Here is a 24,065-nt window from a genome sequence, read left to right on the forward strand (position 1 = left end):
GTTATTGAGCCCAGCGCAATTGCGTGGGCAAGGGTGAAACAGGTTCCGGTTCCGGCGGCTGGCCGGGTACCGACAGCACGCGGTTGAGCACTTCGGTTTCCAGCGCCGCCAGCCGATGGGAGCCGCGAACCCGAGGGCGCGGCAACTCCACTGCCAGGTCGAGGCCGACTTCGCCCTCTTCAATCAGAATCACCCGATCGGCAATCGCCACCGCCTCACTGACGTCGTGGGTTACCAGCAACACGGTGAAACCGTGCTTCTGCCAGAGCCGTTCAATCAGTTGCTGCATCTCAATACGGGTCAGGGCATCCAGTGCGCCCAGGGGTTCGTCGAGCAACAGCAGGCGCGGTTGATGGATCAGTGCGCGAGCCAGGGCCACACGTTGCTTCTGCCCGCCGGACAAGGCGGCCGGCCATTCGTGGGCGCGATCCGCCAGGCCGACCGCTTCAAGGGCTTCCAGTGCTTGCGGCCGCCAGTTGCCCTTGAGCCCGAGACCGACGTTGTCGATGACCTTCTTCCACGGCAGCAACCGCGCTTCCTGGAACATCAGCCGGGTATCTTCCCTGGCGGCACTCAGCGGCGCGGAGCCAGCAAACAACTCGCCAGCCGTAGGTTTGTCGAGACCGGCGAGCAAGCGCAGCAAGGTGCTTTTGCCGCAACCGCTGCGCCCGACCACCGCCACAAACTGCCCGGCAGGAATGTGCAGGTCGATTTCACGCAGCACTTGCCGCGAACCGAAGGTCTTTTGCAGCTTGCGCACTGCCAGCGGAATTCCGCGCAGCAGGCGTGGAGGTTGTTGAGCCGTCATGCGGCACCTCCCTTGGCAACCTGATAGGCCGGATGCCAGCGCAGCCACACGCGCTCAAGTCCACGGGCCGCGAGATCAGCGAGTTTGCCTAGCACCGCATACAAAAGAATCGCCAGCACCACCACGTCGGTCTGCAAGAACTCCCGGGCATTCATCGCCAGGTAGCCGATGCCGGCGTTGGCGGAGATAGTTTCGGCGACGATCAGGGTCAGCCACATGAAGCCCAGGGCAAAACGCACGCCGACCAGAATCGAAGGCAATGCACCCGGCAGGATCACCTGACGGAACAGGCTGAAACCGGACAGGCCGTAACTGCGGGACATTTCCACCAGCGCCGGATCGACGTTGCGGATGCCGTGATAAGTGTTGAGGTAGATCGGGAACAACGTCCCCAACGCCACCAGGAAAATCTTCGCCGACTCATCGATGCCGAACCACAGGATCACCAGCGGAATCAGCGCCAGGTGCGGTACGTTGCGGATCATCTGCACCGAACTGTCGAGCAGGCGCTCGCCCCACTTCGACAGGCCGGTGATAAAGCCCAGCACCAGGCCAATACCGCCACCGATGGCGAACCCGAGTGCCGCGCGCCAGCCGCTGATAGCCAGGTGAGTCCAGATTTCACCGCTGCGGAACAGGCTCACACCGGCTTCGATCACCGCGATGGGCGCCGGCAGAATCCGCGTCGACAACCAGCCCGCCGACACCGACAACTGCCATACCGCCAGCAACAGAATCGGCAACACCCAGGGTGCGAGGCTGTGGATAGTTTTCTTCATGGCCACGCCTCAGCTCTGGGACGCGGCTTTGGGAAGAATGTCGTTGGCCACCATCTCGCCGAACGGGCTGACGTAACCGGCGCTTTTCGGCAGTTCCGGGCGCTCGATGTCCAGGTGCGGGAACAGCAACTCGGCCACCCGATAGGACTCTTCCAGGTGTGGATAACCGGAGAAGATGAACGTATCGATGCCCAGATCGGCGTATTCCTTCACCCGAGCGGCCACGGTCGGACCATCGCCGACCAGCGCCGTACCGGCCCCGCCGCGCACCAGACCGACACCGGCCCAGAGGTTGGGACTGACTTCCAGGTTGTCGCGACTACCACCATGCAAAGCGGCCATGCGTTGCTGGCCGACCGAATCGAAACGCGCCAGAGAAGCCTGGGCGCGGGCAATGGTGTCATCGTCCAGATGAGAGATCAGTCGATCCGCCGCTTGCCACGCCTCGGCGTTGGTTTCGCGAACGATCACATGCAGGCGAATACCGAAACGCACGGTGCGCCCGAGCTTCGCGGCTTTGGCGCGAACCTGTGCGATTTTCTCGGCAACGGCGGCCGGTGGCTCGCCCCAGGTCAGGACCATTTCGACCTGCTCTGCCGCCAGATCCTGCGCCGCTTCCGAAGAGCCGCCGAAATACAGCGGCGGACGCGGTTGCTGGATCGGCGGATAGAGCAACTTGGCGCCCTTCACGCTGATGTGCTGACCGTCGTAATCGACGGTTTCGCCTTCCAGTACCCGGCGCCAGATGCGGGTGAATTCCACCGAGGCCTGATAGCGCTCTTCGTGACTGAGGAACAGGCCGTCGCCGGCCAGTTCTTCCGGATCACCACCGGTGACCAGGTTGAACAGCGCACGACCGCCGGACAGACGATCCAGGGTCGCGGCCTGACGTGCCGCCACCGTCGGGGAAATGATCCCGGGGCGCAGGGCGACGAGGAATTTCAAACGCTGGGTCACCGGGATCAGCGAGGCGGCCACCAGCCACGAATCTTCGCAGGAGCGACCGGTGGGAATCAGCACCCCGCCGAACCCCAGGCGATCCGCCGCTTGCGCGACTTGTTGCAGGTAACCGTGGTCGACGGCGCGAGCGCCTTCGGCGGTACCAAGGTAATGGCCGTCGCCGTGGGTAGGCAGGAACCAGAAGATATTGAGGCTCATGGAGTGGTCTCCTTGGGGAATCGAATTACGGCGCTTTGGCGACGGCTGCCGGTGGCGTCCAGATCACGTCCTTGATACTCAAGGGCTTGGGAATCAGCTTGAGCTGGTAGAAGCTGTCGGCGATTTTCTGTTGGGCGGCGACCACCTCAGGGGTCAGGAACAGCGCGCCGTAGCCCTGGCGCTTCACCGAAGTCAGGGTGATGTCCGCCGGCAGGCCGAGCAGTGGCGAAACCTGTCGGGTTACGTCCTCGGGATTGGCCCGGGACCATTCACCGACCGCGCGCACTTCTTCCACCAGGGTTTTGATCACTTCAGGATTTTTCTGCGCATAAGGCTTGGTCGCCAGATAGAACTGATGGTTGTCGACGATGCCTTTGCCATCGCGCAAGGTGCGCGCTTGCAGTTGCTGTTCGGCGGCAGCCTGGTACGGGTCCCAGATCACCCAGGCATCGACACTGCCGCGCTCGAACGCGGCGCGGGCATCGGCGGGCGGCAGGAACACGGTCTGGATGTCGGTGTATTTGAGGCCGGCGTCTTCCAGCGCACGCACCAGCAGGTAGTGCACGTTGGAGCCTTTGTTGAGCACGACTTTCTTGCCCTTGAGTTCCTGCACCGATTTGATCGGCGAGCCCTTCGGCACCAGGATCGCTTCGCTGTGGGGCGCTGGCGGTTCATAAGCGACGTAGAGCAGATCGGCGCCCGCGGCCTGAGCGAAAACCGGAGGCGTTTCGCCGGTGACGCCGAAGTCGATGGAGCCGACGTTCAGGCCTTCAAGCAGTTGCGGGCCGCCGGGGAATTCCGTCCATTGCACGTCCACGCCTTGGGCGGCGAGGCGTTTTTCCAGAGTGCCTTTGGCTTTGAGCAGCACCAGGGTGCCGTATTTCTGATAGCCGATTCGCAAAGTCTCGGCTTGGGCTTGAGTAATGACGCCGAAGGACACAGCCGCAGCAAACAGAGCGACCAGACCACGACGCAAAATGACAGGGCGCATGGCGCTCTCCTTTTTGCAGTTGGGTTTTGGCTGCACCTGCTTGCCCGTTAGCGGGCCAGTAAGGTGAGTACTTCAAATTCAGATGTTGCTTGAGGGCTGGCTTAAATGCTCCAGCGAGCACTCAACAAACGTTCGTTCAACAGGTTCGGATCGAGCGGCTTGGGTCGGCGAGCCATGGCGCTGTAGAACAGCTCCAGCGATTCATTCAGTCGTTGTGCAAGCTCGGGAGCCAACTGCGCCTGGGCGCTGCCTTCGCCGTAAGCGATCTGACTGTCTACGGCGAAAATCCCGTGGAGCATTTCCTGGGCCTTCAACGCCGACAGCACTGGCTTGAGCGCGTAATCCACCGCCAGCATGTGGGCGATGCTGCCGCCGGTCGCCATTGGCAGAACCACTTTGTGGGCCAGGGCGCGTTCGGGCAGCAAATCCAGTACGGTTTTCAACGCGCCGGAGAACGAGGCTTTGTAAACCGGTGTGGCGATGAGCAGACCGTCGGCGTTATCAATCTGTTGCAACAGATCGATCACCTTCGGGCTGTCGAAACGGGCATGCAGCAAGTCTTCGGCCGGGAAGTCCCGTACCTGATAACTCACCACTTCCACACCTTGCTCCTGCAACCAGTGTTTGGAGCGCTCCAGCAACACCCCGGAACGGGAGCGTGGGCTGGGGCTGCCACCGAGTGAGACGACCTGCATTCAGACAATTCCTTGAGCGGTGTTGGCGATTCGCAGCTTGCGATCTCGCGTCGATGGGGTGACCTTAACAGGTGATTTATATATCCATAAATCATATTTATTCATTTAGTTATACCCAAAACGAATATGATGATTGTCTTTTCCCGGACAAAAAAACAGGCCGTCGAAACGGCCCGAAATCCCCTGCTTTGGTAGACATGATCGTTCCCACGCTCTGCGCGGACGCGATCTTTTGACGTTAACGATTCGGCTGTGGCGTCAGGCGCAGATACGGTTTCACCGCGCGATAACCCTTGGGAAAACGTCGCTGGATTTCGTCTTCATCCTTGAGCGATGGCACGATCACCACCTCATCACCGTCCTGCCAGTTGGCCGGGGTGGCCACCTTGTAGTTGTCGGTGAGCTGCAGCGAATCGATTACCCGCAGAATCTCATTAAAGTTACGGCCGGTACTCGCCGGGTAAGTGATGGTCAGCCGAATCTTCTTGTTCGGGTCGATCACGAACAACGAGCGCACGGTCAAGGTGTCGTTGGCATTCGGATGGATCAGGTCGTACAGGTCGGACACTTTACGGTCCGCATCGGCGAGGATCGGGAAATTGACGATGGCGTTCTGGGTTTCGTTGATGTCCTCGATCCACTTGTGATGCGAATCCACCGGGTCCACGGACAGGGCAATGGCTTTGACGCCGCGCTGGGCGAATTCATCCTTGAGCCTGGCGGTGAAGCCCAGCTCGGTGGTGCACACCGGCGTAAAGTCTGCCGGATGGGAAAACAGCACGCCCCAGCTATCGCCTAGCCATTCGTGGAAACGGAGGGTGCCGGCGCTGGAATCCTGTTCGAAATCGGGGGCGATATCGCCAAGTCTGAGGCTCATGGTGCTGCTCCTGGTGAGTGCTTGTTGAGCTCAACTGTGCCTGCGTTCAAATTTAATTAAAAAGAATAAATATCAATTTATTTAGATCATAAAGAAATATTAAAGATCTGTTCACTGGACCTGATCCGCCATCGGGACGAACATCGATCCCAAGGTTCGAGAAGGCCTTGAGTTGTTGCAAAAAGGGAACTTCAAGGAGGGTTTACGGGGGTGAGCCCGCCTTGAAAACGCAAAAGCCCCGCCCGGCGTGATGCCGGGCGGGGCTTTTTTTCGTCGGTTATGCGAGCGCTATTACAACAGCGGGATCGAGTAGCTGACGATCAGACGGTTTTCGTCCTGGTCGCGCTGACCTGGGATGTCGTTGCGCCACATGGCGTTTTTCCAGGTGAGGCCCAGGTTTTTCAACGGACCTTCTTGTACTACGTACGCCAGGGTCAGGTCGCGTTCCCACTCGGAACGGCCCGAACCGTTCTCGCGACCATTGGCACCAACGGTGTCAATGTTGTCACCACGCAGGTAAACCATACCCGCCGTCAGGCCAGCTAGGCCAACTTTGGCGAAGTCATACGAGTAGCGAGCTTGCCATGTATGTTCGCCAGCACGAGCGAACTTCTGGATCTGCGAGTCGGTGATGGTGTAGTTCGACGAACCGTCGCCCTGGTTCAGCCAAGGGAAGTCGCTGCTACCGCTGCTGACCTGGTAACCGCCACCGAAGGTGTGACCGGCAACCGAGTACAGGAACAGGCCGCTGTACAGGTTGTTATCGACTTTACCGCGGCCGCTGGCAGAACCGGTGTAGTTACCGGTGCTGAAATAAGCAGGGGTATTACCGTTGGCACCGTCATCGGAACTGTTGAAATAACGGAAGTCCGACTTCAGCACGCCCGGGCCAATAGCCCAGTTGTGAACCAGCCCCAGGAAGTGCTGCTTGTAGAAGTCTTCCAGGTTGCCGTAGTAGTACTGAGCAGTCAGGTCTTTGGTGATTTTGTAGTCACCACCGGCGTAGATGAATTTGTTGCTATCGCGACCGCTGATGGTAGGGCTGTTAGCACCACCGATGGACAGTTGCTCGTTGTTGCTGGAGTTACGACCTTTTACCGCTTCGATCTGACCGCCGACCAATGTCAGGTCTTTGATGTCACCGGAAGTGATCTGGCCGCCCTGCCAGGTTTGCGGCAGCAGACGACCGTCGTTGGTCACGATCACCGGCAGTTTTGGCTGCAGGGTACCCAACTTCAGTTCGGTCTGGGAAATCTTGGCTTTGGCAGTCAGGCCCAGGCTGGAGAAGTTATCAACCGCTTTGCCGTTGGACTCACTTGGGAAAACAGTGCCGCCGTAAGAGGTAGGAGTTGCGCCGTTGGTGCCGCCACCCGAATCCAGACGGACGCCCAGCAGGCCGATGGCATCAATACCAAAGCCAACGGTGCCTTGGGTGTAGCCCGAGGTGAAACGCAGATCGAAGCCTTGGCCCCACTCTTCGTTTTTACTCTGAACATTGGAAGCAGTTCTAGCTGCCGAATCACGGTTATCAGTGTTGATGTAGAAGTTGCGCAGCCCCAATGTAGCCTTGCTGTCTTCGATGAAACCGGCGGCGCCTGCCTGCTGCGCCAAAACCCCTACGGCCACAGCCAGGGCCAAGGTGGACTTGTTCATTGTTTCGCTCCTCTCATTTCTAATTCTGGGTTCCTGGTCCTGGTCGAGTGCCCGGATCCAAAGATGCGCAATGAGCGCCGGGTGGTCAGCCCCCCTTGTTTTTGCCGACATGACAAACCAAAAGATTTACCGCGGTATTTTTTAATGCCATTTAGGCATATATATCCATGCCGGGACTCAAGGTATCGGCTCATGAACCAATTCCTTGATCTTCAAAATCGGGGGGTGCTGAATCCGATACTCGTGTTGCTGCCAATGAGTACCTGATGGATTCATTTTATAGATTTGGGCAAAAAACAAAAAAGAATAAATAATCAACTGAAACTATTTTTTTGGAATATAAAAAACACAAAAAAAAAAGCCTCGCCAATAGGCGAGGCTCTTTTTTGAGGGTTATTACAGGAAGCTGTAGGTGTAGTTGAAGATCAGACGGGTCTGGTCAACATCAGGGTTGCTGGAGACTTCACTGCCACGGTAGACGCCATTGCGCAACGTCACGCCGAAACCTTTGAAGCTGCCCTGTTGGATTGTGTAGTCAATCCGCATGTCGCGTTCCCACTCGGACCCATCAGGACCACGGCCGTTCGTCGCTTTGATGTCATCGCCGTGCAGGTAGGAAATCGAGGTTTTCAAGCCTGGCACACCCAGCGCAGCGAAGTCATAGGAGTACTGACCGAAGGTGGTGTTTTCACCGGCACGAACGAAGCCGTTGATCATGGAATCGGTGAACAGGTAGAAGCTGGCACCACCGTTCCCTTCCGGACGGCCATTACCATCAACCACGTTGCCCTGGTTCAGGTAGACGAAACCGCCGTCATCGCTGACGCGCTGGTGACCGACCAGGAAGGCGTTGCCACCCAGGGTGTAGGTGAACATGGCGCTCCAGGTCTTGTTATCGACCTCGCCTGGCTTGCTGGCGTAACCGTTGTTGTTGTTGAAACGATAACCGGCATCACCGTTCTTACCGTCGGAGCTGCTGTCGAAATAGCGCAGATCGGTCTTGAAGGACTGATTGGCGTCGATCGGGAAGACGTGCACCAAGCCGAGGAAGTCCTGCTTGTAGTAGTCTTTCAGATTCGAGTGGTAGTACTGCAGGGTGAGGTCTTTGGTGACCTTCCAGTCAGCACCGGCATAACGGAACTGGTTGCTGTCCTGAGTACCGCCAGCCACGGCCAGGCCGGTAGCGTTTGACGAGGCGCGACCCGCCGAGTGTTCCAACTGACCTGCGTTGAAGGTCACGTTGTCGATTTCCTTCGAGGTGATGGTGCCACCCTCAAAGGTCTGTGGCAGCAGGCGGCTGTCATTCGCTACCAGAATCGGCAGGTTAGGCTGCAGAGCGCCACCCAGGTGGGCCTCGGTCTTCGAGAAGCGTGCTTTGACGTTAGCCGCCGCGCGGCTCCACTCGTTCACGGCCGAGCCATCAGTATCGCTTGGGAAGAATGTGTTGCTGTCTGGGTGGTGACCCCTGCCACCGTCCAGATGGATACCGACCAGAGCCTGGGCGTCGATACCGAAGCCGACAGTACCTTGGGTGAAACCGGACAGGTAATCGAACTTGAGGCCTTCAGCGGTCTCTCTCTGATCCGCGCCGCCTTCCCGGTTGTCGTTATTGAAATACATGGTCCGGGAACTGACGGAAGCCTTGCTGTCTTCGATGAAACCGGCGGCGCCTGCCTGCTGCGCCAAAACCCCTACGGCCACAGCCAGGGCCAAGGTGGACTTCTTCATTGTTTCGCTCCTCTCGTTTTCTAATTTTTGTGTTCTTTGGTCTTGGGTCGAAAGCCCTGGATCCACAGATGCGCGATTAGCGCCAGACCGTGACTACCAAGTCAATCGTAACCATGTGTGTCTACGACCAAGGTCTAACGTCGAATATTGAGTCCCTGCCGGCGGCTCATCGAACCGGACATAACGGCATTGGCCCAAAAGCTAATTCCTAAAGGGTATTTATCAGCCTTTTTTTATTCCCATTGGCTTTGGCACATCCCGTACGCGTCAATCCCTATCGAAAAGGCGACGCCATCATGGCTAAACGCGCACTATCTAGTCAATTTGTTACAGTTTGTGTATCGCTGATATTTTCTCTTTCCACTCAGGCGACGACGCTCACGTTCGGCTATCAAACCGGCGTCTCCCCTACCGTAGGCCTTCGAGCCGACGGCGATTCGAGAAACCATAGGCCATAAAGTCGATTGGCGTCGTTTCGATCGCGGTTCGTAAGTGGTCAGCGCCGCGCAGCAGACCGCGGTGCGTTGGCGGCACGACGAAGACGATTGGAGAGATGGCGAAGTTCTTGCGGGAGCAAGGGAAGGTAGAAACGGTGCTGCCGGATTATTCGCCGTATGTCAGCGCCAAATACGTCACTGAGTGATGATCGTTCCCACGCTCTGCGTGGGAACGATCATCACTCAGTCAGAGGGCCTTTTCGAAGATCTTCGAATTACGCTGATAGTTGTACAGCGACGCCCGCGCCGACGGCAGGCGATCGACACTACTCGGCACGAAACCCCGTTCACGGAACCAGTGGGCGGTCCGGGTGGTGAGCACGAACAGGGTTTTCAGGCCCTGCGCCCGGGCGCGGGTTTCGATGCGTTCCAGCAATTCATCGCCGCGACCGCCATGGCGGTACTCCGGGTTCACCGCCAGACACGCCAACTCCCCCGCATCCGAATCGGCAATCTGATACAGCGCCGCGCAGGCGATGATCATGCCCTCACGTTCGACCACGCTGAACTGCTCGATCTCGCGCTCCAGTACCTCGCGGGAACGGCGTACCAGAATCCCCTGCTCTTCCAGCGGGCTGATCAAGTCCAGCAAACCGCCGACGTCCTCGATGGCCGCCTCGCGTACCACCTCGAATTGCTCCTGGGCCACCAGCGTACCGCCACCGTCACGGGTGAACAGTTCGGTCAGCAGCGCGCCGTCTTCGGCGTAGCTGACGATATGACTGCGCGCCACACCGCCCCGGCATGCCTCAGCGGCCGCATCCAGCAGCTCGGCCTGATAGTTGCTGCCCAGGCGTTGCAAGTGCGCCGGAACTTGTTGCGGACGCAACTCGCGAACCAGACGACCATGTTCATCCAGCAGACCGAGCTCGGCGCCGAACAGCAGCAACTTGTCTGCGCCCAGGTCGATGGCCGCGCGGGTCGCGACATCTTCGCAGGCGAGGTTGAAGATCTCGCCGGTCGGCGAGTAACCCAACGGCGACAACAGCACGATGGAGCGTTCGTCCAACAGGCGATTGATGCCCTTGCGGTCGACCCGGCGCACTTCGCCGGTGTGGTGATAATCGACACCTTCGAGCACGCCGATCGGCCGCGCAGTGACCAGATTGCCGCTGGCCACCCGCAGGCGCGAGCCCTGCATCGGCGACGAGGCCATGTCCATGGACAACCGCGCTTCGATGGCGATGCGCAGTTGGCCGACCGCATCGATCACGCACTCCAGCGTCGCTGCATCGGTGATGCGCATGCCGTGGTGGTAGTGCGGGGTCAGGCCGCGAGTAGCGAGGCGGGTTTCAATTTGCGGACGCGAACCGTGAACCAGCACCAGTCGCACGCCCAGGCTGTGCAGCAGCACCAGGTCGTGGACGATATTGCCGAAGTTCGGGTGCTCCACACCGTCGCCGGGCAGCATGACGACGAAGGTGCAATCGCGGTGGGCGTTGATGTAAGGCGAAGCGTGACGAAGCCAATTGACGTATTCGGGCATGAACCTGGGCCTGTAATAAATAGCAGCCGAAAAAAGAGTAACGCAGTAAACGCACAGCGGGCTGATGGTTATCGTCGGAACAGGCTTGGCGACACGCGTGCTCTCCTCATAAGTACGGGTTGTGACACGGGCGATTTATACGAGCGACGCCGGCGTCAGGCAGTAATGTTGGATCAGTTGACGTAATAGATGCACGGTAGGCTGCAAACGTGACATTTCGAGGTATTCCCCCGGTTGGTGGGCGCAGGCGATGTCGCCGGGGCCCAATACCAGTGTTTCACAGCCAAGGCGCTGAAGATAAGGCGCTTCTGTGCCGAATGCCACTGCTTCGGCGCGATGCCCGGTGAGCTTTTCGGCGATCCTCACCAATTCCGAGTCCTCGGCCTGCTCGAACGGCGGCACTTCGGGGAACAGCGGCGCGTAATCGATCTTCACCTGGTGCCGCTCGGCAATGGGTTTGAGCTTCTGCAAGATTGCCGCGCGCAGGGCGCTGGGATCCATGCCCGGCAGCGGACGCAGGTCAAACTCCAGTGAGCACTGGCCGCAGATGCGGTTGGGGTTATCGCCACCGTGAATGCAGCCGAAATTCATCGTCGGCTGTGGCACGCTGAACTGCGGATTACGAAATTCCCGTTGCCACGCCAGACGCAAGCCGCGCAGTTCGCCAATCGCATCATGCATGGCTTCGAGGGCGCTGTGGCCCAGGCTCGGGTCCGAGGAATGGCCGCTCTGACCGAGGATGTCGATGCGCTCCATCATCACGCCTTTGTGCAAGCGGATCGGCTTCAACCCCGTCGGCTCGCCAATCACCGCCGCACGACCTAGTGGCCGCCCGGCTTCGGCCAAGGCACGCGCGCCGGACATCGAGCTTTCTTCATCACAGGTCGCAAGAATCAGCAAGGGTTGCTTGAATGGTTGGTCGAGCAAGGGTTTGACGGCTTCGATGGCCAGGGCAAAAAAGCCCTTCATGTCGCAACTGCCCAGGCCGACCCAACGGCCGTCCACTTCCGTCAGTTTCAGCGGGTCGGTCTGCCACAGCGCCGCGTCGTACGGCACCGTATCGCTGTGACCGGCCAGCACCAGGCCGCCAGGGCCGGAACCGAAACTGGCCAGCAGGTTGAATTTGCCGGGGCTGACCTGCTGGATGTCGCAGGCAAAACCCAGCTCCCCGAGCCATGTCGCCAACAAGTCGATGACCGGCCGATTGGTTTGATCCAGGTTCGGTTGGGTACAGCTGACGGACGGCGCGGCGATCAGCGCAGCGAACTGATCTTTCATGGACGGCAAAGGCATCGCTGACTCCCAACTCCCGAATTGAAGTCCATCATAGAGCCATCCGGCGACAGGAATAAACCGTCGCGGCCGTCACCAAGCGTCAACAGACCCTACAACCCTTGAGTCCTGTACACTGCACGACCTTGGCAGCCACACATTTCCCCGGCTGCGCTCCCGATCCTGGATTTTCCGGCCATGCAGAAAGAAACCGAAATCAAACTCCGCGTCAGCCGCGAAACCCTCGCCGCCCTGCGCGAGCACCCGTTACTGAAGAAACGCAACAAAAGTGGCTGGGAACGCCGTGAGTTGATGAACCAGTACTTCGACACGCCCGAGCGCGACCTGGCCCACGCCAAGGTGGCCCTGCGCCTGCGCCGCGATGGCGAAGAAGTGATTCAGACCCTCAAGACCCGTGGCCAGAGCGTCGCCGGTCTGTCCGAGCGTCACGAGTACGACTGGCCCCTGTCCAAAGCCAAACTCGACGTAAAAAAACTCGACGGCGAATGCTGGCCCGAGCAGTTGGCCGAGCTGGACAAGAAAACCCTGAAAGCCATCTTCACCACCGATTTCGTGCGTGAACGCGCGGAAATCGCCTGGGGCCGTGGCAAGACCAAAGTGGTCATCGAAGCCGCGCTGGACCTGGGCCACGTGGTGGTCGGCAAGCAGAAAGAAGAAATCTGCGAGCTGGAACTGGAACTGCGCGAAGGCGATCCGGCCGCGCTGCTGGAACTGGCCGCCGAACTGGCTGCGACCCTGCCGCTGATGCCATGCGACATCAGCAAGGCCGAACGCGGTTATCGCCTGTTCGACGCCAACAGCTACTCGCTGAGCTTGCCGGCGCCGCAGATCACCGCCGAAATGCCACTGGACGATGCATTCGCCGCCCTGTGCTGGCATTTGTTGAGCAGCAGCCAGCGCCTGGCCGAGCAATATCGCTTCAATGGCCACTGGCGCCTGCTGCAGGACTGGGTCGAAAACCTCGCTGAAATGCGCGCGCTGATCAGCAGCCTCGGTCAAGCCGCGCCGCGTCAGTCGACTCACGATCTGCGAGTCGCGCTGGATGCCCTGCTGGAAGACTGGCGCCCACTGGTACAAGCCGGCCTGGACGACGAAGACGTGCGCAAAGCCGCGCCGGAGCAATTCCTCGAAGAGCTGGAAGATCCGCGTTGGGGCCTGTTCTCGCTGAACACCTCGCGCTGGCTGCTGGCCCGTGCCTGGGCTGCCGATCGCAACGTCCGCGGCAATCGTCAGGGCGCCGCGCAACTGGGCAGCTGGTTGCCACGCCTGCTGGGCGAAGAAGCCAACTCGCTGCAACTGCAGCGTTACCAGCAACAGCCGGAAGACCTGGCCGAGCAACTGCCGCGCATCGAGCGCATCCAGGCCTGGCTGCATCATGCCCGTAGCGTGCTGGACATCCCGGAGATGGATCGCCTGTACGGTGAGCTGAAACAGCTTGCCCTGCTGGCTAACGAGCCGATCACCGATGAGTCGCTGGATGCGCGTAAGCAGCAGGCGATTGCGGTGTATCAGAATCGTGCCTGGAAGACCCTGCTGCGCCTGTAACACCGCGATGATGATCGTTCCCAAGCTCCCGCATGGGAACGATCAAGGCCCTCAAACATCACCCCCGCAACACCGGCAAACTCGTCGTGGATTTGATTTCCGACAAAGCCACGATCGAGTTGACCTCCTGTATCCCCGGCACCATCGACAGTTTCTCGAAGAAGAAACGCTCATAAGCCTCGATGTCTGCCGTGACGATCCGCAACAAGAAATCCACTGATCCCATCAGCACATAACATTCCAGCACTTCGGGAAAACCGCGAATCGCTTCGGTGAACTCAGTGAAGTTCGAACGTCCGTGGGCGTTGAGTTTGATCTCGGCGAAGATCTGCGTGTTCAGGCCGATTTTCTTGCGGTCAAGCAACGTCACCTGACCACGAATGATCCCCTCCTCCTTCATCCGCTGGATCCGCCGCCAGCAGGGCGACTGCGAAAGGCCCACCTGCTCGGCGATCTGCGCGCTGGAGAGCGAAGCGTCCTCTTGCAGCAACGCGAGAATCTTGCGGTCGTAGCCATCCAGCTCGCTATGCATAGAAAAACCTGAAATTAATATGATCTTGAATTGATCGATTCGATAAATCGTCAACAAAGCCAATCATAGATAAGAAATGCCCAGCAGCGAATGTAAAAATCCCTCCAATGATTTTGGAGCCCGACCATGCCGCCCCTCGAAGCCGTGAACACCCCGCCCGCCCGCGCCGATGTCTGGAACGTCAGCAACACCCACTGCCGCGTTCAATACCAACTGCTGGCCGAGGCCGAGCCGGATCTGCTGTGCCGCGCGCTCAATCTGTTCGCCTTGCAGTTTCTGACGCCGCAACAGGTCAACGTGCAGCGCCTGGACGATCTGCTGTCGATCGACATCGTCATGGACGGCCTGAGCTGGCACCGAGCCCAGGTGATCGCGGAAAAACTGCGTAACCTGATCAGCGTCTGCTCGGTGAATCTGCAAGCGGCTGATTCAGCGTGGCAGGAGCCGGCGCAGGCAGCGGGCTGACCCCTCCCCTGAAAAAAACCGACACGTGTTGGTCGGGTAGTGGCCCAACGGTCTGCGGGTGCGCAGCTATCCTTTGCGAACGGTTGTTCATAAGGAGCCCGCATGTCCGTTCAACTTGCCACTCAGGACCGCTGGCTGGACCTTAACGATTTGCTGCGTGAACTGGTCGCCCAAGGCTTTGTCAGCCAGGACTCGGCCGAACACGCACTCAACGCCCGCCGCCGTCACGCCACCAATGCTCAGCAACATCCGCTGGAGTTCATCGCCAGCCAACATCTGGACGACCTCAGCCGTCCCGGTAAACACCTCGATCTGGAAAGCCTGACGCTGTGGCTGTCCCAGCAGGCCGGCCAGCCTTACTTGCGCATCGACCCACTGAAAATCAACGTCGCCGCCATTACGCCGCTGATGTCCTATGCCTTCGCCCAACGCCACAAGATTCTGGCGGTGGCCATCGACCGCGATGCCGTCACCGTGGCCAGCGCCCAGCCCTTCGTCAGCGGCTGGGAAGCCGACCTGACCCACGTGCTGAAGTTGCCGATCAAGCGCGTGGTGGCCAACCCGGTGGACATCCAGCGCTTCAGCGTGGAGTTTTTCCGCCTGGCCAAATCGGTCAGCGGTGCCACCAACGCCGATCAGCAGACAAGCAACCTGGGCAACTTCGAACAATTGCTCAACCTTGGCGCCAGCGACCAGGAGCCGGACGCCAACGATGCGCACATCGTCAACATCGTCGATTGGCTGTTCCAGTACGCGTTCCAGCAGCGGGCCAGCGATATCCACATCGAGCCCCGGCGCGAGCAAGGCACGGTGCGCTTTCGCATCGACGGCGTGCTGCACAACGTCTATCAATTCCCGCCGCAAGTGACCATGGCCATCGTCAGCCGCCTGAAAAGCCTGGGGCGGATGAACGTCGCGGAAAAGCGCAAACCCCAGGACGGCCGGGTCAAGACCAAAACCCCGGACGGCGGCGAAGTCGAGCTGCGGTTGTCGACATTACCGACAGCGTTCGGCGAGAAGATGGTCATGCGGATTTTCGACCCGGAAGTGCTGCTCAAGGATTTCGACCAACTGGGCTTCTCCGCCGAGGACCTGCGCCGCTGGCAAGACATGATCCGCCAGCCCAATGGCATCATTCTGGTGACCGGGCCAACCGGTTCGGGCAAGACCACCACGCTGTACACCACCCTCAAGAAACTGGCGACGCCGGAGGTCAATCTCTGCACCATCGAAGACCCGATCGAGATGGTCGAGCCGGCGTTCAATCAGATGCAGGTCCAGCACAACATCGACCTGACCTTTGCCGCCGGCGTGCGCGCGCTGATGCGGCAAGACCCGGACATCATCATGATCGGCGAGATCCGCGACCTCGAAACCGCCGAGATGGCGATTCAGGCGGCACTCACCGGCCACCTGGTGCTGTCGACATTGCACACCAACGATGCGCCGAGCGCCATCAGCCGCCTGCTGGAACTCGGCGTGCCGCATTACCTGATCAAGGCCACGGTGCTCGGGGTCATGGCCCAGCGTCTGGTGCGTACGTTATGCCCCCACTGCAAGGCACCCTTGACGTTGGGCGAGGACGACTGGCAAACCCTGACCCGGCCCTGGCAAGCGCCACTGCCGACCAACGCCCAGCGCGCCATCGGTTGCCTGGAATGCCGCGAAACCGGCTATCGCGGTCGCGCCGGGGTTTACGAAATCATGCTGCTGACGGATGGCATCAAAGCGCTGATCAACCCAGATACCGACTTGCTGGCGGTCCGCCGTCAGGCGTTCAAGGAAGGCATGCGCAGTTTGCGCTTGTCGGGGGCGCAGAAAGTGGCGGCGGGGTTGACCACGATTGAAGAGGTGTTGCGGGTGACACCGCAGAGTGAGCAGAAATAGGCTACAGATTGCGCTCGGATACTTCCCCCAAGTCGCATCCAAACCTTTTGCCCTACACTCTGGTCGTCGCAATTCAACCAGACTGGACAGGGACCGTTATGAGCATTGCACTGATTCTCTTCGTCGCGCTGGTCGTGGCCATTCTTTTCATGGGCTTCAAAGTGGTGCCCCAAGGGTTTGAGTGGACGGTCGAACGCTTCGGCCGTTACACCAATACCCTCAAGCCAGGCCTGAGCATCATCATTCCGGTGATGGACCGCATCGGCCGCAAGATCAACGTGATGGAAAGCGTGCTGGACATTCCGCCCCAGGAAGTCATCACCGCCGACAACGCCACCGTGCAGATCGACGCCGTGTGTTTCTTCCAGGTGGTCAATACTGCCCAGGCCGCCTACGAGGTGAACAACCTCGAACATGCCGTGCGCAATTTGTTGCAAACCAATATCCGCACCGTGCTCGGGTCCATGGAGCTGGACGCGATGCTCAGCCAGCGCGATAACATCAACGAAAAACTGCTGCGCACCGTCGACGAAGCCACGGCGCCGTGGGGCATCAAGATCACCCGGATCGAGATCAAGGACATCAGCCCTCCCGCCGACCTGATGGCCGCCATGTCCGGCCAGATGAAAGCCGAGCGGATCAAGCGCGCACAGATTCTGGAAGCCGAAGGTTTGCGCGCCTCGGCGATCCTCACCGCCGAAGGCAAGAAGCAGGCGCAGATTCTCGAAGCCGAGGGCAGTCGTCAGGCGGCGTTCCTCGAAGCCGAGGCCCGGGAACGTCAGGCCCAGGCCGAAGCCCAGGCTACCAAAGTGGTGTCCGAAGCCATCGCCGGCGGTAACGTGCAGGCGGTCAACTACTTCGTTGCACAGAAGTACATCGATGCCTTGGGCAAACTGGCCTCGGCCAACAACAGCAAAGTGATCCTGATGCCGCTCGAAGCCGGTTCGATGATCGGTGCGGTCGGTGGCATCGGCGAAATTGTCAAAGCCACCTTCGACGGCAAGAAAAGCTGAGGTCGCCGCCCATGGAACTGTTTTCGTTCTGGAGCTGGCTGGCCCTCGGTGCGCTGTTGCTGATTCTCGAGGTGTTCGGTGCCGGCGGTTATCTGCTGTGGATCGGCATGGCAGCCGCCGCCGTCGGCGTGCTGACGTTCCTGATACCGGGTTTGCCCTGGGAATGGCAGGTGCTGTTGTTTGCCGTTTTTTCGATCCTCACCGCCCTGTACTGGTGGAGACGTCAGCGCAGTGTGGTGCGGGCCAGCGACCAGCCGAATCTGAACCTGCGAGGGCAAGAGCTGATCGGCAAGGTGTTCGTGGTCACTGAAGCGATTGTCGATGGCCGTGGCAAGATCAAGGTCGCCGACGGTGTGTGGATGGCCCGAGGGCCTGATGCCGCGCCTGGCAGCCGTGTTCGGGTGATCGGGCAACAAGGGGCGATTTTACTGGTGGAGCGGGCCGACTAACGTCACGGAACTCGATTGGGTTATTGGCAATCAAAGGCCGCAGTTAAAACCCAGTGGAGTCACCTTTTATGCGTCTCAAACTTGCTGTCGCTACCGTCGCCGTGTTGTCCCTTCAAGTCGGTTCGGCGATGGCTGATGACAGCTTTTTGCGTAACGTCCTTACTTCCGGTGCCACCACCGGTACGTCCTACCTGACCTCCAGGGATCACAAGCTGATCGTCGCCGCCCAGGACGACGCCGGCAGCTTTGTCGCCAGTGACGGCGCCATTCGCGGCCCCTATCTGGAAGCCGCCATGCAGAAAGTCCGCGCTGAAAACCCTGGCCTGCAAGCCACGGACATGGAACTGGCGAACGCCATCCTGGCGAAGAATGCCATCGCCTCGAAATAAGGTTCGTTGCTGAACAAAAAATGCCGCTCTAAATGAGCGGCATTTTTTTGCCCCTGATTTGTAGGGGCGAGTGACTTCAGCGGTATTCATCCACCGGCACACACGCGCAAAACAGGTTGCGATCGCCGTAGACATTGTCCACACGGTTTACCACCGGCCAGTACTTATGGGCCTTGGTGTGGGCATCCGGCGTCACCGCCTGCTCGATGCTGTACGGCCGCTCCCAGACGCCGGTGATGTCGGCCAGGGTATGCGGAGAGCGCTTCAGCGGGTTGTCCTCCGCCGGCCAGTTGCCGTTCTGCACCTCGTTGATTTCCGCGCGAATGCTCAGCATCGCATCGATAAAACGGTCCAGTTCCGCCTTCGATTCACTCTCGGTCGGTTCGACCATCAACGTCCCCGGCACCGGGAATGACATGGTCGGCGCATGGAAGCCGTAGTCCATCAGGCGTTTGGCAACGTCTTCTTCGCTGATCCCGGTCAGCGCCTTGAGCGGCCGCAAGTCGAGGATGCATTCGTGGGCCACGCGCTCGTTGCGCCCGGTGTAGAGCACCGGAAACGCCCCGGACAAATGCTGCGCCAGGTAATTCGCGGCGAGGATCGCCACCTCACTCGCATCCGCCAGTTGCGGCCCCATCATCGCGATGTACATCCAGCTGATGGGCAGAATGCTCGCACTGCCCCAGGGTGCCGCGCTCACCGCGCTGTTCTCCGGCAACGGGCCGTCGATCGGCACCACCGGGTGATTGGCAACGAATGGCGCCAGGTGCGCCCGCACACCAATCGGTCCCATCCCAGGCCCACCACCACCGTGGGGAATACAGAACGTCTTGTGCAGGTTCATGTGCGACACGTCGGCGCCGATGTCTGCCGGCCGCGCCAACCCGACCTGCGCGTTGAGGTTGGCGCCATCCATATACACCTGACCGCCATGGCGGTGGATAACTTCACAGATCTCGCTGATGCCTTCCTCGTAGACCCCATGGGTCGAAGGATAAGTCGCCATCAGGCAGGCGAGTTTGTCCCCCGCCTCGATGGCCTTTTCTTTCAGGTCTTCCAGATCGACATTACCCGCCTCGTCGCACTCGACGATCACTACCCGCATCCCGGCCATTTGCGCCGAGGCCGGGTTGGTGCCGTGGGCCGAAGACGGGATCAGGCAGATATCCCGCGCGCCCTGATGACGGCTCTCGTGATATTTGCGGATCGCCAGCAACCCGGCGTATTCGCCCTGGGCGCCCGAGTTGGGCTGCATGCAGATCGCATCGAAACCGGTGATTGCGCAGAGCCAGCGTTCCAGTTCCTCGATCATCAAGGAATAACCCACCACCTGCTCTTTCGGCACGAACGGATGCAGGTTGGCGAACTGCGGCCAGGTGATCGGGATCATCTCGCTGGTGGCATTGAGCTTCATGGTGCAGGAGCCCAGCGGGATCATCGACTGATTGAGCGCCAGGTCTTTGTTTTCCAGCTGCTTCAAGTAACGCAGCATTTCGGTTTCGCTGTGATGGGCGTTGAACACCGGATGACGCAGATAAGGCGTACTGCGCTGCAATCCCGCAGGAATGCCGGACGCCAGGGCCTCAGCATCCAGCTCGCCGACGTTGAGCCCATGGTCGGCCCCTAGAAATACATCGAACAGCTTCGCCACGGTGCCTTCGTCACAGGTTTCATCGAGGCTCAGGCCCAATCGCCCGCGACCGAGAATGCGCAAGTTGATCCGCGCCGCCTGGGCGCTTTCGATGATCGCGGTCTGAGCGCCGCCGACCTCCAGGGTCAGGGTGTCGAAGAACTGTTGGTTCACACGTGTAACGCCATGGTGTTCCAGGCCGGCGGCGAGGATGCAGGTCAGCCGATGGACGCGCTGGGCAATATTTTTGAGCCCTTCCGGGCCATGGTAGACCGCATAGAAACTGGCGATATTGGCCAGCAACACCTGGGCGGTGCAGATGTTCGAATTGGCCTTCTCCCGGCGAATGTGTTGCTCGCGGGTTTGCAGAGCCATGCGCAAGGCGACATTGCCGCGAGCATCTTTCGATACGCCGATGATCCGCCCCGGAATCGCCCGTTTGTATTCGTCGCGGCTGGCGAAAAACGCCGCGTGCGGACCGCCGTACCCCATGGGCACGCCGAAACGCTGGGACGAACCGAATACCACGTCGGCACCCAGCTCCCCCGGCGGGGTCAATAACAGCAAGCTCAACAAATCGGTGGCGACGCAGGCCAGGGCTTGCTGGGCATGCAAATGATCGATCAACGGACGCAGATCGCGAATTTCGCCATGGGTATCGGGATATTGCAGCAGCGCACCGAACACCTGGTGCTGTTTCAAGTTATCCATAGCGTCGATGACCAGGTCGAAACCGAACCCTTCGGCCCGGGTCTGAACCACGGAAATCGTCTGCGGGTGGCAGTTTTCGTCGACGAAGAACAGGTTACTTCTGGACTTGGCGACACGCTTGGCCAGTGCCATGGCCTCGGCGGCCGCCGTGGCTTCATCCAGCAGCGAGGCGTTGGCCAGTTCCAGACCGGTCAGGTCGATGGTCAGCTGTTGGAAATTCAGCAGCGCTTCGAGCCGGCCTTGGGCAATCTCCGGTTGGTAAGGCGTGTAAGCGGTGTACCAACCGGGATTTTCCAGCACGTTGCGCAGGATTACGGCCGGCGTGAGGGTGCCGTGATACCCCATGCCGATCAGGCTGGTCCAGACCTGGTTCTGTTCGGCGTAGCCGCGCAGTTTGGCCAGTGCGGCTACCTCATCGAGGGCGGGCGGCAGGTCCAGCGGTCGGTTGAGGCGGATTCCCGGCGGCACCGTCTGCTCGATCAACTCGACGCGGCTGCCAAGGCCCAGGCTGTCGAGCATCGCCTGCTGCTCGGCGGCATCGGGCCCGAGGTGGCGGCGCAGGAAGGTATTGGGGTCGCGTAACTGGCTCAAGGACGGCAACTGGGACATGACGGGCTCTCTCATGACTGGCGCTCAGCGTCGATGCAACTCGGTCAAACCAGCATAGCAGTCGATACCGGCACGGATGGCGTGGCGCTGTCGGTCAATCCGGATCATTATGCTCGGCGCCTACAAACGTTCGCTGATCGGGTATCCACATTTATGAGCCAACTGTCTTTCCTGCCCTTTTCCAAACCGACCATCGATGAAGCCACCATTGCCGCTGTCGGCGATGTGCTGCGCTCGGGCTGGATTACCAGCGGCCCCAAGGTGCAGGCTTTTGAAGCGCAACTCTCGGAATATTTCGGCGGGCGCCCGGTGCGTACGTTCAATTCCGGTACCTGCACCATGGAGATCGCATTGCGAATTGCCGGCGTCGGACCGGGTGATGAAGTGATCACCACGCCGATTTCCTGGGTAGCCACCGCCAACGTGATTCTGGAAGTTGGCGCCACGCCGGTGTTTGCCGACATCGACCCGGTTACCCGCAATATCGACCTGGCGCAGCTTGAAGCAGCAATTACCCCGCGCACCAAAGCCATTATCCCGGTGTATCTCGCGGGACTGCCCGTGGACATGACGCGCCTTTACGCGATTGCAAAAAAACACGGTTTGCGAGTGGTGGAAGACGCGGCCCAGGCATTGGGTTCGAGCTGGAACGGACAGCGCATCGGTGCGACTGGTGATTTCGTGTCCTTCAGTTTCCAGGCGAACAAGAACGTCACCTGTTCGGAGGGCGGTTGCCTGGTACTGAACAATGCCGAAGAAGCGCGGCTGGCGGAAAAGTACCGCTTGCAGGGCGTCACCCGCAGCGGTTTCGATGGGCTGGATGTTGATGTGCTGGGCGGCAAGTTCAACATGACCGATGTCGCGGCAGCCATTGGCCTGGGGCAGTTTGCCCATATCGAAGCGATCACAGCTCATCGTCGTGAGCTGGCCAAACATTACTTCGCTTGCTTCGGCGAGGACTTCGAAGCGCAATACGGTGCTCAACTGCCCCCGGCGGATTTCGAGAACAGCAATTGGCATTTGTTCCAACTGGTGCTCCCGGAACGCCAGGATGGCAAACCGGCACGGGCTACTTTCATGGAGCAGATGCAGGCACTGGGGGTGGGTATCGGCTATCACTACCCGCCGATTCACCTGCTGAGTCTTTACCGCGAACGCGGGTTCAAGGAAGGCATGTTCCCGGTCGCCGAACGGGTCGGACGACTGATCGTCTCGCTGCCGATGTTCACGGCCATGGATAAAGCGGATGTCGAGCGTTCGGTGGCGGCGGTGAAAGCCGTCTTGCGGCCTTGATTCGACCTTCGCAGGAGCTGCCAAAGGCAGCTCCTGCGAAGGCGGGCATTACTCGCCGATGGCGGCCTTGTAGGCCATCGGGTCGAGCAGCTTGTCCAGCTCAGAGGTATCGCTTGGCTCCAGTTTGAAGAACCAGCTGTCATAAGGCGCGCTGTTGACCAGTTCCGGGCTGTTGGCCAACTCTTCGTTGACCGCAATGACGGTACCGGAGACCGGCGAGTAGATATCCGACGCAGCCTTGACCGACTCGACGACACCCGCAGCCTCACCGGCAGCGAACACTTTGCCGATTTCCGGCAGCTCGACGAACACCACATCACCCAAGGCTTCCTGAGCATGGTCTGAAATACCCACTTTCACGCCGCCATCATGGTCTAGACGGGCCCATTCGTGACTTTCGGCAAAACGCAGGTCGACAGGGATTTCGCTCATGTTCTGTGTCCTCAAGAAAAATGTCGGCAGTCATTGACCGCCAAAAAAGGTTAGATCAAGGTTTTGCCATGGCGTACGAAGGTCGGCTTGACCACTCGAACCGGGTACCACTTGCCACGGATTTCCACTTCAGCGCGGTCGGCGGTGGCCGCCGGCACGCGCGCCAGTGCAATCGACTTGCTAAGCGTAGGAGAGAAACTACCACTGGTGATCTCCCCTTCGCCAACATCGGCGATGCGAACCACCTGATGCGCTCGCAAAACGCCACGCTCTTCAAGGACCAGACCGACCAGTTTGTGTTGTACGCCATTGGCCTGTTCGGCTTCCAGGGCCGTGCGACCGATGAACTGGCGCGAGGCCGGTTCCCAGGCAATGCTCCAGGCCATGTTGGAGGCCAACGGTGAAACGTCTTGATGGATGTCCTGACCGTACAGGTTCATCCCGGCTTCGACCCGCAAGGTATCGCGCGCGCCAAGGCCGATCGGGGAAATACCCGCGCCCACCAGATCGTTGAAGAAACCCGGCGCCTGATCGGCCGGCAGCACGATTTCCAGACCGTCCTCACCGGTGTAGCCGGTGCGGGCGATGAACCAGTCACCGTCGGCCTGACCTTCGAAATATTTGAGCTGCTGGATCAGCGTAGCGCGGGACTGGGTCACCAATTCGGCAATCTTGTGCCGGGCGTGAGGGCCTTGAATGGCCAGCATCGCCAACTCGGAACGCTCGTTGAGCTGCACATCGAAGTCGCCGAGATGAGCCTGCATCCAGGCCAGGTCCTGATTGCGGGTAGAGGCGTTGACCACCAGCCGATAGCCGTCATCGAGGCGATAAACGATCATGTCATCGACGATACCGCCGTGCTCGTTGAGCATGGCGCTGTACAAGGCACGGCCGGGGCTGTGCAGACGTTCGACGTCATTGGCCAGCAAGTATTGAAGCCAGGTCTTGGCCTGGGGGCCGCTGACATCGATCACGGTCATGTGGGATACATCGAAAACCCCGCAATCGCGGCGCACCTGATGGTGTTCCTCGACCTGCGAGCCGTAATGCAGAGGCATATCCCAACCGCCAAAATCGACCATCTTCGCGCCGAGGGCGAGATGAAGGTCATACAGAGGCGTGCGCTGTCCCATGGGTTTCTCCTT

21 protein-coding genes and 2 pseudogenes are annotated in these 24,065 nt (G+C 59.8%); 9 read left to right on the top strand and 14 right to left on the bottom strand.

Annotated elements, in window-relative coordinates; all coding sequences use genetic code 11:
• Nucleotide 1: 1 nt before the first annotated feature.
• The 8 genes from ssuB to PSH69_RS28460 form a co-directional block, all read right to left on the bottom strand.
• A complete protein-coding gene (gene ssuB / locus PSH69_RS28425; RefSeq protein WP_305410449.1) occupies nt 2-808 on the bottom strand; it encodes an aliphatic sulfonates ABC transporter ATP-binding protein in 807 nt (268 codons plus the stop codon).
• Nucleotides 805-1,587: an aliphatic sulfonate ABC transporter permease SsuC gene (gene ssuC / locus PSH69_RS28430; protein ID WP_305410450.1), complete on the bottom strand. Its 783-nt coding sequence runs from the start codon at nt 1,585-1,587 to the stop codon at nt 805-807. The genes ssuB and ssuC overlap by 4 nt, the downstream gene beginning before the upstream one ends.
• Nucleotides 1,588-1,596: 9 nt before the next feature.
• Nucleotides 1,597-2,745: an FMNH2-dependent alkanesulfonate monooxygenase gene (gene ssuD / locus PSH69_RS28435; RefSeq protein ID WP_018928626.1), complete on the bottom strand. Its 1,149-nt coding sequence runs from the start codon at nt 2,743-2,745 to the stop codon at nt 1,597-1,599.
• 25 nt (nt 2,746-2,770) lie between these two features.
• A complete protein-coding gene (locus tag PSH69_RS28440) occupies nt 2,771-3,736 on the bottom strand; it encodes a sulfonate ABC transporter substrate-binding protein (RefSeq protein WP_138866471.1) in 966 nt (321 codons plus the stop codon).
• A gap of 101 nt (nt 3,737-3,837) precedes the next feature.
• Nucleotides 3,838-4,431: an NADPH-dependent FMN reductase gene (ssuE, locus tag PSH69_RS28445; RefSeq protein WP_305410451.1), complete on the bottom strand. Its 594-nt coding sequence runs from the start codon at nt 4,429-4,431 to the stop codon at nt 3,838-3,840.
• A 238-nt stretch (nt 4,432-4,669) separates the two neighbouring features.
• A complete protein-coding gene (locus tag PSH69_RS28450; RefSeq protein ID WP_018928623.1) occupies nt 4,670-5,308 on the bottom strand; it encodes a peroxiredoxin in 639 nt (212 codons plus the stop codon).
• A 291-nt stretch (nt 5,309-5,599) separates the two neighbouring features.
• Complete coding sequence (locus PSH69_RS28455) at nt 5,600-6,961, bottom strand: OprD family porin (RefSeq protein ID WP_305410452.1); 1,362 nt, start codon at nt 6,959-6,961, stop codon at nt 5,600-5,602.
• Nucleotides 6,962-7,357: 396 nt separating this feature from the next.
• Nucleotides 7,358-8,689, bottom strand: a complete 1,332-nt coding sequence (locus tag PSH69_RS28460) for an OprD family porin (RefSeq protein ID WP_305410453.1) — start codon at nt 8,687-8,689, stop codon at nt 7,358-7,360.
• Nucleotides 8,690-8,985: 296 nt separating this feature from the next.
• Between PSH69_RS28460 and tauA (PSH69_RS30385) the strand changes: the two are divergent.
• Nucleotides 8,986-9,175 (top strand): annotated as a pseudogene (gene tauA, locus PSH69_RS30385) (taurine ABC transporter substrate-binding protein); the annotation flags it as partial.
• A 40-nt stretch (nt 9,176-9,215) separates the two neighbouring features.
• Nucleotides 9,216-9,332, top strand: a pseudogene (gene tauA, locus PSH69_RS30390) (taurine ABC transporter substrate-binding protein); the annotation flags it as partial.
• A gap of 41 nt (nt 9,333-9,373) precedes the next feature.
• Here the strand turns inward: tauA (PSH69_RS30390) and argA are convergent.
• On the bottom strand, nt 9,374-10,672 hold the full coding sequence (gene argA / locus PSH69_RS28465; RefSeq protein ID WP_305410454.1) for an amino-acid N-acetyltransferase: 1,299 nt from the start codon (nt 10,670-10,672) through the stop codon (nt 9,374-9,376).
• A 135-nt stretch (nt 10,673-10,807) separates the two neighbouring features.
• Nucleotides 10,808-11,965 carry an acetylornithine deacetylase gene (gene argE / locus PSH69_RS28470; RefSeq protein WP_305410455.1) on the bottom strand — a complete coding sequence of 386 codons (1,158 nt, stop codon included), beginning with the start codon at nt 11,963-11,965 and terminating at the stop codon, nt 10,808-10,810.
• A 177-nt stretch (nt 11,966-12,142) separates the two neighbouring features.
• On the opposite strand from argE, the gene PSH69_RS28475 reads away from it, so the two are divergent.
• On the top strand, nt 12,143-13,510 hold the full coding sequence (locus PSH69_RS28475; RefSeq protein ID WP_305410456.1) for an inorganic triphosphatase: 1,368 nt from the start codon (nt 12,143-12,145) through the stop codon (nt 13,508-13,510).
• Nucleotides 13,511-13,568: 58 nt separating this feature from the next.
• On the opposite strand, the gene PSH69_RS28480 is transcribed toward PSH69_RS28475, so the two are convergent.
• Nucleotides 13,569-14,042, bottom strand: coding sequence for an Lrp/AsnC family transcriptional regulator (locus PSH69_RS28480; RefSeq protein ID WP_008012567.1), 474 nt, complete (start codon nt 14,040-14,042; stop codon nt 13,569-13,571).
• Between the two features lie 126 nt (nt 14,043-14,168).
• Between PSH69_RS28480 and PSH69_RS28485 the strand changes: the two genes are divergently transcribed.
• The 5 genes from PSH69_RS28485 (at nt 14,169) to PSH69_RS28505 (ending at nt 18,245) form a co-directional block, all read left to right on the top strand.
• Complete coding sequence (locus tag PSH69_RS28485; RefSeq protein ID WP_111453014.1) at nt 14,169-14,507, top strand: hypothetical protein; 339 nt, start codon at nt 14,169-14,171, stop codon at nt 14,505-14,507.
• A gap of 102 nt (nt 14,508-14,609) precedes the next feature.
• A complete protein-coding gene (locus tag PSH69_RS28490; RefSeq protein ID WP_305410457.1) occupies nt 14,610-16,394 on the top strand; it encodes a GspE/PulE family protein in 1,785 nt (594 codons plus the stop codon).
• Between the two features lie 98 nt (nt 16,395-16,492).
• The gene (locus tag PSH69_RS28495; protein ID WP_305410458.1) at nt 16,493-17,407 is read left to right on the top strand and encodes an SPFH domain-containing protein; all 915 of its coding nucleotides are present in this window, start codon (nt 16,493-16,495) and stop codon (nt 17,405-17,407) included.
• A gap of 11 nt (nt 17,408-17,418) precedes the next feature.
• Nucleotides 17,419-17,856 (top strand): NfeD family protein, encoded by a 438-nt coding sequence (locus PSH69_RS28500; RefSeq protein WP_305410459.1) that lies wholly within the window; start codon nt 17,419-17,421, stop codon nt 17,854-17,856.
• A 68-nt stretch (nt 17,857-17,924) separates the two neighbouring features.
• Nucleotides 17,925-18,245 carry a DUF2388 domain-containing protein gene (locus tag PSH69_RS28505; protein WP_018927594.1) on the top strand — a complete coding sequence of 107 codons (321 nt, stop codon included), beginning with the start codon at nt 17,925-17,927 and terminating at the stop codon, nt 18,243-18,245.
• 76 nt (nt 18,246-18,321) lie between these two features.
• Here the strand turns inward: PSH69_RS28505 and gcvP are convergent, their stop codons facing one another.
• Nucleotides 18,322-21,195 carry an aminomethyl-transferring glycine dehydrogenase gene (gene gcvP / locus PSH69_RS28510; protein WP_305410460.1) on the bottom strand — a complete coding sequence of 958 codons (2,874 nt, stop codon included), beginning with the start codon at nt 21,193-21,195 and terminating at the stop codon, nt 18,322-18,324.
• A gap of 153 nt (nt 21,196-21,348) precedes the next feature.
• On the opposite strand from gcvP, the gene PSH69_RS28515 reads away from it, so the two are divergent.
• Nucleotides 21,349-22,488: a DegT/DnrJ/EryC1/StrS aminotransferase family protein gene (locus PSH69_RS28515; RefSeq protein WP_305410461.1), complete on the top strand. Its 1,140-nt coding sequence runs from the start codon at nt 21,349-21,351 to the stop codon at nt 22,486-22,488.
• A gap of 48 nt (nt 22,489-22,536) precedes the next feature.
• Here PSH69_RS28515 and gcvH read toward each other — a convergent pair whose 3' ends face one another.
• On the bottom strand, nt 22,537-22,920 hold the full coding sequence (gene gcvH / locus PSH69_RS28520; protein WP_018927591.1) for a glycine cleavage system protein GcvH: 384 nt from the start codon (nt 22,918-22,920) through the stop codon (nt 22,537-22,539).
• Between the two features lie 50 nt (nt 22,921-22,970).
• Nucleotides 22,971-24,053: a glycine cleavage system aminomethyltransferase GcvT gene (gcvT, locus tag PSH69_RS28525; protein WP_305410462.1), complete on the bottom strand. Its 1,083-nt coding sequence runs from the start codon at nt 24,051-24,053 to the stop codon at nt 22,971-22,973.
• Nucleotides 24,054-24,065: the final 12 nt, after the last annotated feature.

It is taken from the genome of Pseudomonas sp. FP1740 (assembly GCF_030687165.1).
Classification (GTDB): domain Bacteria; phylum Pseudomonadota; class Gammaproteobacteria; order Pseudomonadales; family Pseudomonadaceae; genus Aquipseudomonas.